Source organism: Amaricoccus macauensis (genome assembly GCF_049800915.1).
GTDB classification, from domain to species: domain Bacteria; phylum Pseudomonadota; class Alphaproteobacteria; order Rhodobacterales; family Rhodobacteraceae; genus Amaricoccus; species Amaricoccus macauensis_A.
Window position 1 is genome coordinate 342,243 of sequence record NZ_JBNAFY010000002.1, and the last position, 15,861, is coordinate 358,103.

At 58.0% G+C, this 15,861-nt stretch carries 11 protein-coding genes, 1 tRNA gene and 1 pseudogene; 10 read left to right on the forward strand and 3 right to left on the reverse strand.

From position 1 onward, the window contains the following. Window positions 1-68 precede the first annotated feature (68 nt). The 3 genes and pseudogenes from ACP15W_RS05890 to ACP15W_RS05900 form a co-directional block, all read left to right on the forward strand. Window positions 69-494: pseudogene (locus ACP15W_RS05890) on the forward strand (DUF2924 domain-containing protein); the annotation flags it as partial. Between the two features lie 101 nt (window positions 495-595). After that, a complete protein-coding gene (locus tag ACP15W_RS05895; protein WP_424931926.1) occupies window positions 596-1,921 on the forward strand; it encodes a recombinase family protein in 1,326 nt (441 codons plus the stop codon). Next, window positions 1,918-2,415 (forward strand): hypothetical protein, encoded by a 498-nt coding sequence (locus ACP15W_RS05900; protein ID WP_424931927.1) that lies wholly within the window; start codon window positions 1,918-1,920, stop codon window positions 2,413-2,415. Before ACP15W_RS05895 ends, ACP15W_RS05900 begins: the two co-directional genes overlap by 4 nt. Here the strand turns inward: ACP15W_RS05900 and ACP15W_RS05905 are convergent. Then, window positions 2,345-3,283, reverse strand: coding sequence for an EamA family transporter (locus tag ACP15W_RS05905; protein ID WP_424931928.1), 939 nt, complete (start codon window positions 3,281-3,283; stop codon window positions 2,345-2,347). The genes ACP15W_RS05900 and ACP15W_RS05905 overlap by 71 nt on opposite strands. A 612-nt stretch (window positions 3,284-3,895) precedes the next feature. On the opposite strand from ACP15W_RS05905, the gene ACP15W_RS05910 reads away from it, so the two are divergent. From ACP15W_RS05910 to ACP15W_RS05935, 6 genes are all read left to right on the forward strand, one after another. Continuing rightward, complete coding sequence (locus ACP15W_RS05910) at window positions 3,896-4,048, forward strand: hypothetical protein (RefSeq protein WP_424931929.1); 153 nt, start codon at window positions 3,896-3,898, stop codon at window positions 4,046-4,048. A 92-nt stretch (window positions 4,049-4,140) separates the two neighbouring features. Further along, entirely contained in the window at window positions 4,141-4,338 is a 198-nt protein-coding gene (locus ACP15W_RS05915; protein ID WP_424931930.1) for a type II toxin-antitoxin system Phd/YefM family antitoxin, read from the forward strand. A gap of 136 nt (window positions 4,339-4,474) precedes the next feature. After that, window positions 4,475-7,510 carry a type I restriction endonuclease subunit R gene (locus ACP15W_RS05920; RefSeq protein WP_424931931.1) on the forward strand — a complete coding sequence of 1,012 codons (3,036 nt, stop codon included), beginning with the start codon at window positions 4,475-4,477 and terminating at the stop codon, window positions 7,508-7,510. Next, a complete protein-coding gene (locus ACP15W_RS05925; RefSeq protein ID WP_424931932.1) occupies window positions 7,500-8,792 on the forward strand; it encodes a restriction endonuclease subunit S in 1,293 nt (430 codons plus the stop codon). Before ACP15W_RS05920 ends, ACP15W_RS05925 begins: the two co-directional genes overlap by 11 nt. Continuing rightward, window positions 8,789-9,928 (forward strand): AAA family ATPase, encoded by a 1,140-nt coding sequence (locus ACP15W_RS05930; RefSeq protein ID WP_424931933.1) that lies wholly within the window; start codon window positions 8,789-8,791, stop codon window positions 9,926-9,928. Before ACP15W_RS05925 ends, ACP15W_RS05930 begins: the two co-directional genes overlap by 4 nt. Continuing rightward, entirely contained in the window at window positions 9,925-11,664 is a 1,740-nt protein-coding gene (locus ACP15W_RS05935; RefSeq protein WP_424931934.1) for a type I restriction-modification system subunit M, read from the forward strand. The genes ACP15W_RS05930 and ACP15W_RS05935 overlap by 4 nt, the downstream gene beginning before the upstream one ends. 279 nt (window positions 11,665-11,943) lie before the next feature. On the opposite strand, the gene ACP15W_RS05940 is transcribed toward ACP15W_RS05935, so the two are convergent. Beyond that, window positions 11,944-12,033 (reverse strand) — tRNA-Ser (locus ACP15W_RS05940). Window positions 12,034-12,151: 118 nt separating this feature from the next. On the opposite strand from ACP15W_RS05940, the gene ACP15W_RS05945 reads away from it, so the two are divergent. Continuing rightward, on the forward strand, window positions 12,152-14,521 hold the full coding sequence (locus tag ACP15W_RS05945) for an ATP-dependent helicase (protein ID WP_424931935.1): 2,370 nt from the start codon (window positions 12,152-12,154) through the stop codon (window positions 14,519-14,521). Window positions 14,522-14,903: 382 nt separating this feature from the next. On the opposite strand, the gene ACP15W_RS05950 is transcribed toward ACP15W_RS05945, so the two are convergent. Then, window positions 14,904-15,701: a hypothetical protein gene (locus tag ACP15W_RS05950; protein WP_424931936.1), complete on the reverse strand. Its 798-nt coding sequence runs from the start codon at window positions 15,699-15,701 to the stop codon at window positions 14,904-14,906. Window positions 15,702-15,861: the final 160 nt, after the last annotated feature.

Consider the following 15,861-nt stretch of genomic DNA (forward strand, 5'->3'; position numbering starts at 1 on the left):
GGAGAGAGTTCGCTACACTTTCCGCCCGACCGGAGCGGTCATGCGAAACCGAAACCACGGAGAACCGCATGACTGACTCTATCCCCGCGCGCCTTGCCGCGCTGAAGACCACACCGACGCCCGAACTGAAGCAGCAATGGCGCGACCTGTTCGACAGTGAGCCGCCACCATTCAACCGCCGCTACCTCGAGTCTCGCCTGGCCTACCGCATCCAGGAGTTGGCCTATGGCGGGCTGAAGCCCGAGACCATCCGGCGGCTGGAGCGCCTCGGCGAAGAGGTCGAGGCGAACGCTGCGCCGGGCCGCAAGCGCCGACAGGAGGGCTTGCCCATAGTGGGCACGCGGCTGATCCGCGAATGGCGGGGTGTCGAGCAGATCGTCACCGTTACGGCCGACGGCTTCGAGTGGCAGGGCCGCCCGTACAAATCGCTGTCGGCCATCGCGCGCGCCATCACCGGTACGCGCTGGAACGGCTGGGTGTTCTTTGGGTTAAGGCGCGGTGGCCGCAGGCCAGCGGAGGCTCCAGTGGAGCCTTCGCAGCGCCGTACGCACGATGCGCGAGCATCGGGCCGGGAGAAGAACCATCGGAGGCGGGTATGACGAAGCAGCCTGACAAACCGAAGGTCGTCCGCAAGCTGCGCTGCGCCGTCTACACCCGAAAATCTTCAGAGGAAGGGCTGGAGCAGGAGTTCAACTCGCTCCACGCGCAGCGCGAGGCCTGCGAGGCGTACATCGCCAGCCAACGCTCCGAGGGCTGGGCGCTGGTCCGCGATCAGTATGACGACGGCGGTGTTTCCGGCGGCACGCTGGAGCGGCCCGGCCTGAAGCGGTTGCTAGAGGACATCGAGGACGGGTTGGTCGACGTGGTGGTGGTCTACAAGATCGACCGGCTCAGCCGCTCTCTGGCGGACTTCGCCAGGCTGGTCGAGGTGTTCGACCGCAACGGCGTGACCTTCGTCTCGGTCACCCAGTCGTTCAACACTACCACCTCGATGGGGCGGCTGACGCTGAACATCCTGCTCTCCTTCGCCCAGTTCGAGCGCGAGGTCACCGCTGAACGCATTCGCGACAAGTTCGCCGCAAGTCGCAAGAAGGGTATCTGGATGGGAGGCAACCCACCCTACGGCTACCGCGTCGAAAGCCGGAAGCTGGTGGTCGACGAGGAGAGCGCCGCGCATGTGCGCTGGATCTTCGCGCGGTTCCTTGAGATAGGATCGGGCACGGAACTGGCGCGCGAGGTCTCGAAGCGCGGCATCCGCACGCCCCGCGGCAACCGGATCGACAAGAAGTATATATACCGGATGCTCAGCAACCGCGCCTATATCGGCGAGGCGGTGCACAAGGGCGAGAGCTACCCCGGCGAGCACCACGCCGTGATCGACCGCGTGACATGGGACAGAGTCCATACCATCTTGGCCGAAAGCCCGCGCAAGCGCGCCGCGCGCACCCGTGCCGACACGCCCGCGCTCCTGAAGGGGCTGCTGTTTGGTCCGGACGGTGCCGCCTTCTCTCCGACGCACACCCGCAAGGGCGACAAGCTCTACAGCTACTACGTCAGCCAGACGGTCCTGAAGCATGGTGCCGGGTCATGTCCAGTCAGCCGCGTACCAGCGGGCGAGATCGAGGCCGCCGTGATCGACCAACTGCGTGCCGTGTTCCGCCAGCCCGAGATCATCGCAGGGACCTGGAAAGCGGCGCGCGCCCATGCCGACGACATCACTGAGGCCGACGCACGGGCAGCGCTTCAGCAGCTCGACCAGCTGTGGGACGAACTGTTCCCTGCCGAGCAGGCGCGCATCGCCACGCTGCTGGTCGAGCGTGTCGATATCAGCATCGACGGGCTCAACGTCCGGCTGCGCGTCGATGGCCTCGGCGGCCTGGCCCGCGAGATGCTAACCGGTGGAATCGGAGAAGCCGCATGACCCGCGGGGCTCCCATCCCCGACACGGTAACGCTCCACGTCCCGTTCCGCATCGTTAAGCGCGGCGGACGGAAGGAGATGCAGTTGCCGGATGGCGCCGCGCGGCCGAGGCCGCGAGTGGACAATGCCATGGTCAAGGCGCTGGCGCGGGCGTTCCGCTGGCGCAAGCAGCTGTACGAAGGCCTGTATGGAACGCTGGAGGAACTGGCACGCGCGAAGGGAGTCGCGCCGTCCTATGTCAGCCGCGTCCTGCGGCTGACCCTGCTGGCGCCGGAGATCGTGGAAGCGATCCTCGATGGCCGGCAGCCGGCGGAGCTGAAACTGGATAGTCTGCTGAATGGTTTCCCGTTGGAGTGGGAAGGGCAGCCACGACCCGAGTTGGGCCGAGGCGCCCATGGCGACCGCGCGATCGATCCAGCCGCACCTATTGGCCAAGTGCCCGCGAGCGAGCCTCAGACCTCGCTCTGCTGCGACGGTCTGCGACAAACAGCGTGACCATTGCGAACAGCATCAGCGAGCACCCACAAATTTCTGACTGCGTAAGACGCTCCCGCAGGAGCAGCGCCGCGAGCAGCGCTGCGACGCCGGGTTCGATGAGTGTCGCCGCCAGACCAGCGGCCGCGCTTCGGCTGAGTTGCATCCCGAGCACGAAGGCGAGATAGCCACCGCCAGTCGCGGCGACGCCCGTGTAAGCTAGAATTGCCAGGTCACCTCCGGTCATGCGCGTTAATCCGAGCACCGCCGAATTGCCCTCGGCACTTACCACAGCCGAAAGCACCAACGCGGTCGCAGTGAGCCCCAGGCCCGCTGCCCACAGCGGATGAAGATCGTGGGTTAAGTTGCGTGACGTCGCGGCCACTGCTGAGAATGCAAACGAGGCGCCAGCCAGCAAGCTCATACCCGGCAGATCGATCGAGGCAACGCCTCCACCGGGGGCTGCCGCCTCCGGGCGCGCAAGGAACACCCCGGCCGATGCAATGGCGATTGAAAGCGCGACACCAAGGTCGGGCGCCCTTCGTGACCACAGCGCCTCGCCAGCGGCAGCCAAAACGACGGGGGCACAGACTGTTACCGCCACGGTGGTGGTGACGCCAACCTGTCGGAATGCCGCGAAGAGGCAGAACTGGAATGTAGCGCCCGCTAGTCCGAAGATAACTAGTCCCCTAACAGGCAGCCGCCGCCAGGACGGGATTGGCAGCCGCAGGACCGATGCAGCAACGAGTAGACTCAGCGCGCCAAGCGTCGTCCGCACCAGACCAATGAAAGCGGGATCGGCAGCATAGCGTTCCGACATCAGACTATTCGCGACCCCGACAGTCCCCCACAAGAAGGCCGCAACGCAAACGAATAACGTCCCTGGCATATTTCCTCCGAAATCATACTCGGACGCTTAAGGCCTCTGGACTTCCGTTAGAAATCACCGATGCGAGTCGAAATTTGCAAAGAATGGTATGCGTATACCGGATGCTCTCATTACGATTAAACAGAGTCAAGTTCATCATCTGCGCCACGTGATCTATTCGCCGCACGCATCGGCCGCGCCAATGACCGAAGCATATCGAACCTCGTGGGCAAGGTGTCGCAGGATCGGACGACACAAGCTGCTCGGACAAGGTTGGGCGGACGGCGTGGGGAGCTCGCTTCTGATGGGGCAACGCAGACGTCACGCCGCCTCGTTTATGCGGAAACGTCCTACACGACCGGGGGCGCGAGCGGCGGCGAGCGCCCGATACTTCTCCACGGCGTACTATCACCTCGCGGGGTCGCGTACGTATTCACGCTCACGCCCGGGAAGCGCGGCGGGCGGAAGCGGATTGTAACACTGGATGGATCCGAGTGGGCCACGCGGCCACAGGTCTATACCGCCATGGTCAAGGCGCTGGCCCGCGCGTTCCGCTGGAAGCGGATGCTGGAATCAGGCGAGTTCGCCACCATCGCCGAACTGGCAGAACGGTAGGGCATCGCGCCGTCCTACATGACGCGCGTTCTGCGGTTGACGCTGCTTGCGCCCAACGTCGTTGTGGCGATCCTGCACGGGAAGCAGGGGCCGGAGGTGACGCTGTCGAAAGGGCTCAAGCCGTTTCCGCATAGCTGGAACGAACAGAAGAGCACCTTCGGTCACACCTGACTATCTGATTTCCTCCATCCCGCGCAGCAACTCCTATTGCTTAATTGGGCCAAAATGGCCAATAATATGAAAGGCCAAGGACGGGGAGTGAGATGCAGACCTTGAGCGCGAAAGACGCGAAGTACGGCTTCGGCCGACTGATTGATCTTGCCCGGGCTGGGCCTGTCGCAGTTGCAAAGCACGGACGACCGGTCGTTGTAGTGATGGCGGTCGAAGAGTACGATCGCCTGAAAGGTATTGAAGAGGGCCAACAAAACAGCTCCGATAAATCCGATGGGGCGGACGATTGATTAAGAAAAATGTTGGCACGAAGACTATCGAGGGCCCCTGCGGTGCAGGGCATCTGTTGGATAAAGGTTTCGACCCGATTTCAGACAACTTGATCTGTTCGATGGGACTGTTCACGCGATGAATGCTGCAACGACAATGAGCAAAGCTGAACGCGATCTTGAAGAGGATCTGGTCGCCAAGCTAAGAAATCTCAAATATGAATATCGCCCTGATATCCGTGATCGGGCCACACTGGAAGAGAATTTCAGGCAGAAGTTCGAACAGCTCAATCGTGTCACGCTCACCGATGGCGAGTTTCAACGGCTGCTCGATGAAATCGTTACCCCAGACGTTTTCACAGCAGCTCGAATCTTACGCGAGCGGAACAATTTCACCCGCGATGACGGCACGCCGCTGAACTACACGCTCGTTAATATCAAGGACTGGTGCAAGAATTCCTTTGAGGTGGTCAATCAGCTCCGTATCAATACGGACAACAGTCACCATCGCTATGACGTCATTCTCCTGATCAATGGCGTGCCAGTCGTTCAGATCGAACTCAAGACACTCGGCATAAGCCCGCGTCGTGCCATGGAGCAGATAGTCGAATACAAGAATGACCCGGGAAACGGCTATACGAGGACAATTCTGTGCTTTCTGCAGCTGTTCATTGTGAGCAATCGCGATCGAACGTTCTATTTCGCGAACAACAATACGCGCCATTTTGCCTTCAATGCCGACGAGCGTTTTCTGCCGGTCTATGAGTTCGCGGATGTCGACAACGCGAAGGTTGTACACCTCGACAGATTCGCCGAGACGTTTCTTGCGAAGTGCACCCTCGGCCAGACGATCAGCCGCTACATGGTTCTTGTCGCAAGCGAGCAAAAGCTCCTGATGATGCGGCCGTATCAAGTTTATGCGGTGAAGGCGATTGTCGACTCCATCGCCCAAGACTGCGGCAATGGCTACATCTGGCACACAACTGGCAGCGGCAAGACGCTTACGTCTTTCAAAGCGTCAACGCTTTTGAAGGACAATCCCGACATCGAGAAGTGCCTCTTCGTTGTGGACCGCAAGGACCTCGATCGACAGACGCGCGAGGAGTTCAACAAGTTTCAGGAAGGCTGCGTCGAGGAAAACACCAACACCGCTTCTCTTGTTCGCCGGCTTGTTTCGGATGATTACGCCGACAAGGTCATCGTCTGCACGATCCAGAAGCTGGGGCTCGCGTTGGACGAAAACAGCAAGCGCAACAAGCAGCAGAAGAAGGACGGCAAGAAGAGCTTCAAAGAACAGCTGGAGCCCCTGCGCGACAAGCGTGTCGCCTTCATCTTTGACGAATGCCACCGTTCCCAGTTCGGCGAGAACCATAAGGCCATCAAGGAGTTCTTCCCGCGTGCCCAACTCTTCGGCTTTACGGGAACGCCCATCTTCGACCAAAACGCCGCCCAGCAGAAGATCGAAGACACCCAAGCCAGCATGAAGACGACGGAAGACCTCTTCCAACAGCGCCTTCACACCTACACGATCACCCACGCCATCGAGGACGGCAACGTCCTTCGGTTCCATGTGGACTACTTCAAGCCACAGGGCAAAACCCTGCCCAAGCCTGGAGAACCGCTGGCGAAAAGGGCGGTGATCGAGGCGATCCTCGCCAAGCATGACCAAGCCACCGGTCAGCGTCGTTTCAACGCCCTGCTCGCCACATCGTCAATCAATGACGCCATCGAGTATCACGCACTCTTCAAGACCATGCAGGCTGAAGGGTTGGCAGCCGATCCAACCTTCCAACCGTTAAACATCGCCTGCGTCTTCTCCCCGCCTGCCGAGGGCAATGCCGACGTCAAGCAGATCCAGGAAGACCTGCCGCAGGAGAAGGAAGACAACGCTGTCGAGCCGGAGGAGAAGAAGGAGGCGCTGAAGGCCATCCTCGCCGACTACAACGCCCACTACGGTACCAACCACAAGATCGGGGAATTCGACCTGTATTATCAGGACGTGCAGAAACGCATTAAAGACCAGCAATGGCCGGATGCCGATCTGAAGAAGGCTTACCCCAATCAGCCACACCACAAGATCGACATCACGATTGTCGTCGACATGCTGCTGACTGGCTTTGACTCCAAGTTCCTGAACACCCTCTACGTCGACAAGAACCTGAGGCATCACGGACTGATCCAAGCCTTTTCGCGCACGAACCGCGTGCTAAACGCCACCAAGCCCTATGGCAACATCCTCGATTTCCGCCAGCAACAGGGCGCGGTCGATGCCGCCATCGCGCTGTTTTCAGGCGAGGCCGCCGCCGAGAAAGCCCGTGAAATCTGGCTGGTCGACAGGGCTCCCGTGGTCATCCAGAAACTGGAAAGCGCGGTGCACAAGCTCGACGCTTTCATGAAATCGCAGGGCCTCGACTGCGCCCCGGATGCGGTGCCGAACCTCAAGGGCGACGCGGCCCGTGCGGCGTTCATTGAACACTTCAAAGAGGTCCAGCGCCTCAAGACCCAGCTTGACCAGTACACCGATCTGACCGACGAGAACCGCAGTGACATCGAGGAGGTTCTGCCGCGTGACAACCTGCTTGGCTTCCGGGGTGCCTATCTCGAAACGGCCCAACGCCTACGAGCTCAGCAGGGCAAGGGCCATGATCAGGGCGATGGCACGCCGAGCCAGGACGCCGACCAGCTGGACTTCGAATTCGTCCTCTTCGCCTCGGCCGTCATCGATTATGATTACATCATGGGTCTGATCGCCCGCTATTCCGAGGCGACACCGGGCAAGCAGAAGATGAGCCGTGAGGAACTGATCGGCCTGATCCAGTCCGATGCCAAGTTCATGGACGAGCGTGAGGATATCGCTGCCTATATCAACACGCTTAAGGCGGGTGAGGGCCTGAGCGAGAAGGCCATCCGCGACGGCTATAGCCACTTCAAGACGGAAAAGAACGCGGTGGAACTGGCGGGCATTGCTGGCAAGCACGGGTTGGCGACCGAGGCGCTGCAAGGCTTTGTCGACACCATCTTGCAGCGCATGATATTTGATGGTGAGGCGCTGACCGACCTGATGGAACCCCTTGGCCTGAACTGGAAAGCGCGGCGGGTGAAGGAACTGGACCTGATGGCCGACCTGCTGCCGCTTTTGCTGAAGCGCGCCGGTGGCCGCGATATTTCGGGGTTGAGCGCATATGAGCAGTAAATCAAAGCCCCTGACACCTGAAGATGGCGGCGCTGTGACGGTAACACCTGTGCTTCGCTTTCCCGAGTTTCTCAACGCTGAAGGATGGAAAGAAACCCTCCTTCAGAAGATTGCTCGGCCCGTAAAAGAACGGGCGACGACTGAAGACGCCGAGAACGTTCTGAGCCTGTCGGGGGAGCATGGCCTCGTACTGCAAAGTGACTACTTTGGCAAGAAGATCGCTGGCGACAGCACTGATCGTTATCTGAAGATTCGCAAAGATGACTTTGTCTACAACGACCGGATAACCAAGGCGTCAAGCTTTGGAACGATCAAGCGGCTGTCCAACTATGCTGGTGGGATTGTCTCGCCCATCTACAAATGCTTCCGCTTCCAGCCAAGTGAGAACCCGGTTTTCTGGGAATGTTATTTCGCGTCGGGAAGCCATGATCCAGCGCTGGGCAGGTTAGTAAACGAGGGCGCCCGAGCAGGCCGGTTCAATATCTCGGTAACTCAGTTCTTGTCGACAAACGCGTGGCGCGCAGACGGACCTGAACAACAAAAGATTGCCGACTGTCTGGCCTCGGTGGACGCGCTGATTGCCGCGCAGGGGCGTAAGGTGGAGTCGCTGAGGGCCCACAAGAATGGCCTGATGCAGCAGCTTTTCCCCCAGGAAGGCGAAACCCAACCCCGCCTCCGCTTTCCTGAGTTCGAAGGAGCGGGCGAGTGGGAGGAGAAATCGGTTGGTGACTTTGGTCAGGTAGTTACAGGAAGTACACCTAGCACGTCCGATCCAACCCTCTACGGCGGTGCCATTCCTTTCGTGTCGCCCGCCGACATTTCTGAGCTGCGGTATATTGATGCGACCAAGAAAACGCTGACTGAGGCAGGGTTTCAGAAATCTCGCCCAGTCAGGGCAGGTAGTGTTCTGTTCGTGTGTATCGGTTCCACGATTGGCAAGATCGCCCAGAACGTTCGAGACTGCGTTACGAACCAGCAAATCAATGCGGTCATACCTGACGCAATGCATTCGGATGAGTTTGTCTATTTCGCCTTGTCAAATGCCTCAGACCGCATCGCACTACTTGCCGGAAAGCAGGCTGTCCCGATTATTAACAAGTCTCTGTTCTCTGCAGTGCGGCTGCTAGTTCCAGATCTTGCAGAACAGCAGCGTATCGCGGAGTGCCTTTCCTCCCTCGACGACCTCATCGCCGCCGAAACACGCAAGCTCGACATGCTCGGGACCCACAAGAAAGGCCTGATGCAGCAGCTTTTCCCATCCATTGACGAGTCTCAATCGTGAATCATTCTGAGATTGCCACCGCCCTCCGTGACGCAAGGGAAAAGATCGTCCTGGTCTATGCCTTCAACGCAACCGGCAAGACGCGGCTCTCTGTTGCCTACAAGGATGAGACCAAGGACAATGAAGGCGCGCATTCAGGGGTGTACTACAACGCCTATAGCGAGGATCTGTTCGTCTGGCAGAACGACCCCGAGAACGATGGAACGCCCATTCAGCTGGATGTCCGCAAGTGCAGCCTGAACAAGTTCCACAGCGCGCTGACCGAAGACAACGTGCGCGACAAGCTGAACCGCTTCAAGCCGGGCTATCGCTTTGAGTTTCTTTACTACGACGACCCACAGGATGGCATTAAAGCGGTGTCGTTCTTTCAGGAAGTGCCTGACCCCGGTGACGCCAACATCGTCACAAAAGTCCCCTTCAAGATTTCTCGCGGGGAAGAGCGGATTTTCGTCTGGTGCTTCTTTCTCGCGCTTTTCGAGGTGGATGGATGGGCAGACCAGCAGGCATCCCACTTCTTTATCGATGATCCGGTTTCCAGCCTGGATGATAATAACATCTTCATCACGGCTTCGACTCTGTTCGATCTGATCGAAGACCACTTCCAGAAGCGCAAGATCATCATCACGACGCATCACCTAGGGTTTTTTGCGATACTGGCGGACTGGCTGAAGAAAGGAGAGAAGGCTGACAAGTTCAAGAAGCATGCGAAAATCGGCATTCTAAGCGCGAAAAATGGTGAGCTAGCGTTGGAGAGCCCGAACAACGACGTGTTGCTTTATCACTTGCGCCTTCTGCAACTGCTCGAACAAGCGTGGGCGGCAAATGAGGTAAGGGCATTTCACTTCGCGCTGCTTCGGCAGGTGCTGGAGAACGTGGCGTCCTTCCTGGGGGTTGGCCAGTTTGGTTATGTCCTGACAGAAATAGGCATCAGCGACCCCGAAGACACTGCGCGAGTAATCAACACGCTTTCCCATAAGAAGGTGTATTACTTCGAAAGTGAAATCCTAGAGAAGGACTCACGAGATATATTCGACAAGGTTTTCCTAGGCCTTAAGGGCAAGTACAACTTTGTCCTTCATGCGCCAGCGCCCGCTCTAGCGCCTGTGGACGCCCCAGAGGAGGCACCCGCTCAATGAATGACCAGATCCAAAAGCAGCTGGGCAAGACGCTCTGGAACATTGCAGACACGCTGCGTGGGGCAATGAACGCGGACGACTTCCGTGATTACATGCTGTCCTTCCTGTTTTTGCGCTACCTCTCGGACAACTACGAGGCGGCTGCGAAGCGCGAACTGGGTGGTGATTACCCAAGCGATACCGACGTTGCCGCTTACCGAGCGCGGGTTTCGGCCCTGAGGGCCGAAGCAGCTGAGAAGGCTGCGAAAGCTCAGCAGAGCGCGCTAAGCATCGAAGAAATACCACTGGATGTTGCAGATCCGAGGCAGTCGGACATCGCAACTCCATTGCAGCTCTGGTATCGGTGTAATCCAGACGATGTCGCTGAATTTGAAAAGCAGATGCGCCGCAAGGTGCACTATGTAATCCAGCCACCCTATCTGTGGAACAACATTGCCGACCTTGCTCGTAGACAAAGCGATGAGCTACTGCTGACGCTAGACAGAGGTTTCAAGTATATTGAAACCGAGTCCTTCCAGAGCACGTTCGGTGGTCTGTTTTCCGAGATCAACCTCTACTCGGAAAAGCTGGGCAAGACGCAGGCGGACAAAAACAAGAAGCTGTGTTCGATCATCGCCGAGATCGCCCGCGGGTTGGCCGAGTTCTCGTCCGAGGTGGATTATCTTGGCGATGCCTATGAGTACTTGATCGGACAGTTCGCCGCCGGTTCGGGCAAGAAGGCGGGCGAGTTCTACACCCCGCAGCAGATTTCTGACATCCTGTCGGCGATCGTGACCCTAGACAGCCAGGAACCCGCGACAGGCCAGAAAGATCGTTTGGCGAGCGTTTTGGACTTTGCTTGCGGATCGGGCTCGCTCTTGCTGAACGTTCGCAAGCGGATGGGCGCGCACGGTATTGGCAAAATATTCGGTCAGGAAAGCAACATCACAACCTACAACCTCGCCCGCATGAACATGCTGCTGCATGGGGTGAAGGACACCGAATTTGAAATCTACCACGGCGATACTCTGGCCAATGATTGGGATATCCTGCGCGAGCTGAACCCCGCCAAGAAGCCCTCCTTCGATGCCGTGGTGGCAAACCCGCCGTTCAGTTTCCGCTGGGAGCCGATCGAAGCGATGGGCGACGATGTGCGGTTCAAGAACTACGGTCTTGCGCCCAAGTCGGCCGCTGACTTCGCCTTCCTCTTGCACGGGTTTCACTATCTGAAAGATGAGGGCGTAATGGCCATCATACTCCCTCACGGCGTGCTCTTCCGGGGTGGGGCAGAGGAGCGCATCCGGACGAAGCTGTTGAAGGACGGTCACATCGACACGGTAATCGGCCTGCCAGCGAACCTATTCTACTCGACCGGCATCCCGGTCTGCATTCTCGTCCTGAAGAAGTGCAAAAAGCCGGATGACGTCCTGTTCATCAACGCGGCGGAGCACTTTGCAAAGGGCAAGCGTCAGAACCAGCTGACGGACGAGCACATCGGCAAGATCATTGAAACGTACCAGTTCCGCAAGGAAGAGGAACGCTACTCAAAACGCGTGAGCATGGAGCGCATCGCTGAAGAGGGCTACAACCTCAACATCTCCCGATACATCAGCAACGTCGTTGACGAGGTAGAGATCGATTTGGGCTCTACGCAGAAGGACTTGGTCGACATCGGAAAACAGATCCGAGAGGCAACATCGAGACACAACTCGTTCCTGAAAGAACTCGGCCTATCCCTTTTGCCAGGGTCCGACTGATACTTCGACTATGCATAGCTTCGATATATGTTCCATTTCGCAAATGCGACTGGCATCGAAGTGTTCAAGGCGACCACGGAAAAACATCGCAATGCCAGATGCTTACAACCTATTCACCAAACCGCCGCAGTCATGAGGTCCGGAGAGTATTGGCCCCGAGAGACCGCATCCGTGCCACCATGTGGCCGAGGCGGTGCTCAGCCCCGCTCGCATAACCCGCGAAAACAACAAGAAAATCCGAGTGCGGCCGGATCGGGAGAACGCTTTCGCGAGGGCAAGTGGCGGAGCGGGTGGGATTCGAACCCACGGTACGCTTTCACGCACGGTGGTTTTCAAGACCACTGCCTTCAACCGCTCGGCCACCGCTCCGTCGGGCGGGTAAAGCACGAAACGAGGGGCGAGTTCAATTTCAAATATTCACCTCACGCACCGAACATATGGTGAACGAAGGCTTTCCTTTCCCTCGCCACCCGGCTAGTTTCTCTCCATGAGCATCTGGCAGGAAGACGAGGCGGAGGCATTCGAAGCGGCGGCGAGGCCGCTCTCGCAGCGTGCCATGGCGGCGCGGCCGGCACCCTATCTCGATGCGCTCAATCCCGACCAGCGCGCGGCAGTGGAGGCGCTCGACGGTCCTGTGCTCGTCCTTGCGGGGGCAGGCACGGGCAAGACACGGGCGCTCACGGCGCGAATCGCGCATCTTCTGAACACGGGGCGGGCGCGTCCCAACGAGATTCTTGCGGTGACCTTCACCAACAAGGCTGCGCGCGAGATGAAGGTGCGCATCGGTCAGCTTGTGGGCGGCGTGATCGAGGGAATGCCCTGGCTTGGCACCTTCCATGCGCTGTCGGTCAAGTTGCTCCGTCGGCATGCGGAACTCGCCGGGCTGAAGTCGAATTTCACCATTCTCGATACGGACGATCAGATCCGTCTCCTGAAACAGCTCATCGAGGCGGAGAATATCGACGCCAAGCGTTGGCCGCCGCGTCTTCTGGCGAGCCTCATCGACGGCTGGAAGAACCGCGCCCTTCGGCCCGACAAGGTTCCGGCGTCCGAGGCGAGTGCGTTCAACCACCGTGGCGCCGAGCTTTACGCGATGTATCAGGAACGGCTGAAGACACTGAACGCCTGCGATTTCGGCGACCTTCTCCTGCATGTGGTGGGCATATTCCAGGCGCACCCGGACATCCTGGAGAAGTATCAGCGATGGTTCCGATACGTTCTGGTCGACGAGTATCAGGACACCAATGTCGCGCAGTATCTCTGGCTTCGGTTACTGGCTGGGGGCCACAAGAACATTTGCTGCGTAGGCGACGATGACCAGTCGATCTATGGCTGGCGCGGTGCCGAGGTGGGCAATATCCTGCGTTTCGAGAAGGATTTCCCGGGCGCGAAGGTCGTGCGACTCGAACAGAATTACCGCTCGACGCCGCATATTCTCGGGGCGGCATCTGGAGTGATCTCCACGAACGAGGGCCGGCTAGGCAAGACGCTCTGGACCGAGCTCGACCAGGGCGAGCGGGTGCGGCTCATCGGGCACTGGGACGGGGAGGAAGAAGCGCGCTGGATCGGCGAGGAAATCGAGGCGCTCGAGAAGGGCCCGCGTGGGAAAGATCCATTCTCGCCCGACCAGATCGCCATTCTCGTGCGCGCGTCCTACCAGATGCGCGCGTTCGAAGATCGCTTCCTGACGATCGGGCTGCCCTACAGCGTGATCGGTGGTCCGCGCTTCTACGAACGTGCCGAGATTCGCGATGCAATGGCCTATTTCCGCGTCGCCGTGAGCCCGGATGACGGGTTGGCGCTCGAACGGGTCATCAACAAGCCGAAACGCGGACTGGGTGACAAGGCTGTGCAGGAGGTGACGCGTGTCTCGCGGGAAGGGGGCATGTCCCTGCTCGACGCGGCGCGGAAGCTGGTGGGCGAAGGCGGCCTCACCGCACGCGCGCGCAACTCCCTGGGCAAGGTCGTCGCGGATTTCGATCGCTGGCATGAACTGGTGCTTGCGGGTGAGATTGGCCATGTGGAGATTGCCGAGCAGATCCTCGACGAAAGCGGTTATACCGACATGTGGCGAGCCGACAAATCGCCGGATGCGGCTGGGCGGCTGGAGAACCTCAAGGAGCTGGTGAAGGCGCTTGGCGAATTCGAGAACCTGCAGGGCTTCCTCGAGCATGTGAGCCTCGTGATGGACAACGAGCAGGATGATGGCTCGGAGAAGGTCTCGATCATGACGCTTCACGCGGCAAAGGGGCTCGAATTTCCGTGTGTTTTCCTGCCCGGTTGGGAGGATGGGCTGTTTCCGTCCCAACGCTCCATGGATGAAAGCGGGCTGAAAGGGCTCGAGGAGGAGCGGCGGCTTGCGTATGTGGGCATCACGCGGGCCGAACGGCTTTGCACGATTTCCTTTGCGGCAAACCGAAGGGTTTATAACCAGTGGCAGTCGCAGCTGCCCTCGCGTTTCGTGGACGAACTGCCGAGCGAACACGTGGAAGTTCTGACGCCACCGGGGCTCTATGGCGGCGGGATTGGATCGGGCTCGGCGATCCGGGAGGATGTGCGCGAAGAACTCGGGCTCAAGGCCTCCAGGGCGGATGTCTACAACTCGCCGGGCTGGAAGCGGATGCAGAACCGGTCGGGCAATCGCCCGGTTTCACAGCCGAAGGAAGCGCGCAACATGGTCATCGACGCCGAGGCGGTGTCGGGGTTCGAGGTTGGGGTGCGGGTTTTTCACCAGAAATTCGGCTATGGCGTCGTGGAGGCGATCGAGGGGGACAAGCTCGCGATAGCGTTCGAGAAGGCGGGCAAAAAGAATGTCGTTGCCCGCTTCGTGACAGCGGCAGACGATATCCCGTTCTGATTGCAGGGAAAATTCCGCGCTTTCGAAACTCGGGGGTGGCTTGGCCGAGCTCCGGATGGATGTCGGTTGGGACGACCTCTCAGCAGAATTTCCGGGTCCTCGCGCGATATGGAAACGATATGGAATCCGTATGGTTTCGATATGGCAAGAAGTATGGATTTGGGGCTGCGCCGAGGGTTCGGGCGGTTTGCCGGGGGCAAAGGTTAACGACGAGGGGGCGGGAGGGTCCGCTTCAAACCGATCCGATTGAGAAGGCCCTGAAGGGGAAATTTGGGGCCTGTCCGCGATATGGAAATGGGTTGGTTCTTGGTATGGTTCTAGAGCTTCGCCTTGGTCGAGAAGTTCACCGAGAATACGGTAGCTGGCTGATCAGTCGAAAGGTTTAGCGCATCTTCCTTCTTACATCTTCTGAGAGCAATCGAAGTTTCAAATCTTTACCTTCCATGTGATGCAAAAATATTCTTGTGCCATCATACTTGATTGCAAAAAAATATCTATATGAGGGAGAGTCTTTGAGGTATATATCTACAACTATAATGTTGTCTTCGTTTGTATATGACTTTCCCGAAATCGCGCCTAGGAAACTTCTATTTTTCACCATAAATACATGATGGTCCATAGCAAGATTAGTGACTGCGTATTTGATGTAGTCATCTGATACCATATGCTCCTCGAAACCGGCTGGAGTTCCTAAAATCTCCTTTGAACAATACGAGCCGATATAGCAGTTGAGGGAGTCTGCGTGATGCAGGCTCTTGTCATCTCCCAAGCCAAATACCTCTGGTTCATACTCTTTAAAAAAAGAATGTATCTTAATCTTTATTTCGTACAGCGTCTTCTTTTTGTTTGAGCAGTTTCTGAATACAGCGTAGTATTGGTTCTCGTATATATTTTCATCTTGATTTCTGCACGGTTTGCTTATTATTCTTATACCAGAAAACTCAACATCTTGGGGAGATATAAAGCGTTCGACGAATGGTTTGATCTCTTTCCATGCGAACCATGCTAACAACAGGACGATGATGATCCATGCAAGTTCAGGCTGGTGAAGCATGGCAAGACCCTTCTGCCATGGCCCGGTTGCGTCCTGCCAATTTGAAATATCGTCTGGCGCATAAAAGATGCCAAGCCCAACCAAAAATAGCGAAATGATCGCCCAAAATTTTCTCAAAACCCACATGCCACTATGATGGCTTTAGTCGGAAAAATTGTGAAGTCGATTTCCATTTTTTGTAGAGTTTGCCTCGCGCCATATTGCCTGTTCTGCATAAGGTTGTGGTCACGTATACCTGTGGGCTTTGTGTCGCATAAGTATGACTACGGGGCCTAGCCGAGGCTTC

Excerpts from the sequence above, each read along its gene's own strand:
- ACP15W_RS05895 (WP_424931926.1), top strand. The coding sequence starts at position 596 with ATGACGAAGCAGCCTGACAAACCGAAGGTCGTCCGCAAGCTGCGCTGC.
- ACP15W_RS05900 (WP_424931927.1), top strand. The coding sequence starts at position 1,918 with ATGACCCGCGGGGCTCCCATCCCCGACACGGTAACGCTCCACGTCCCG.
- ACP15W_RS05905 (WP_424931928.1), bottom strand. The coding sequence starts at position 3,283 with ATGCCAGGGACGTTATTCGTTTGCGTTGCGGCCTTCTTGTGGGGGACT.
- ACP15W_RS05910 (WP_424931929.1), top strand. The coding sequence starts at position 3,896 with ATGACGCGCGTTCTGCGGTTGACGCTGCTTGCGCCCAACGTCGTTGTG.
- ACP15W_RS05915 (WP_424931930.1), top strand. The coding sequence starts at position 4,141 with ATGCAGACCTTGAGCGCGAAAGACGCGAAGTACGGCTTCGGCCGACTG.
- ACP15W_RS05920 (WP_424931931.1), top strand. The coding sequence starts at position 4,475 with ATGAGCAAAGCTGAACGCGATCTTGAAGAGGATCTGGTCGCCAAGCTA.
- ACP15W_RS05925 (WP_424931932.1), top strand. The coding sequence starts at position 7,500 with ATGAGCAGTAAATCAAAGCCCCTGACACCTGAAGATGGCGGCGCTGTG.
- ACP15W_RS05935 (WP_424931934.1), top strand. The coding sequence starts at position 9,925 with ATGAATGACCAGATCCAAAAGCAGCTGGGCAAGACGCTCTGGAACATT.
- ACP15W_RS05945 (WP_424931935.1), top strand. The coding sequence starts at position 12,152 with ATGAGCATCTGGCAGGAAGACGAGGCGGAGGCATTCGAAGCGGCGGCG.
- ACP15W_RS05950 (WP_424931936.1), bottom strand. The coding sequence starts at position 15,701 with ATGTGGGTTTTGAGAAAATTTTGGGCGATCATTTCGCTATTTTTGGTT.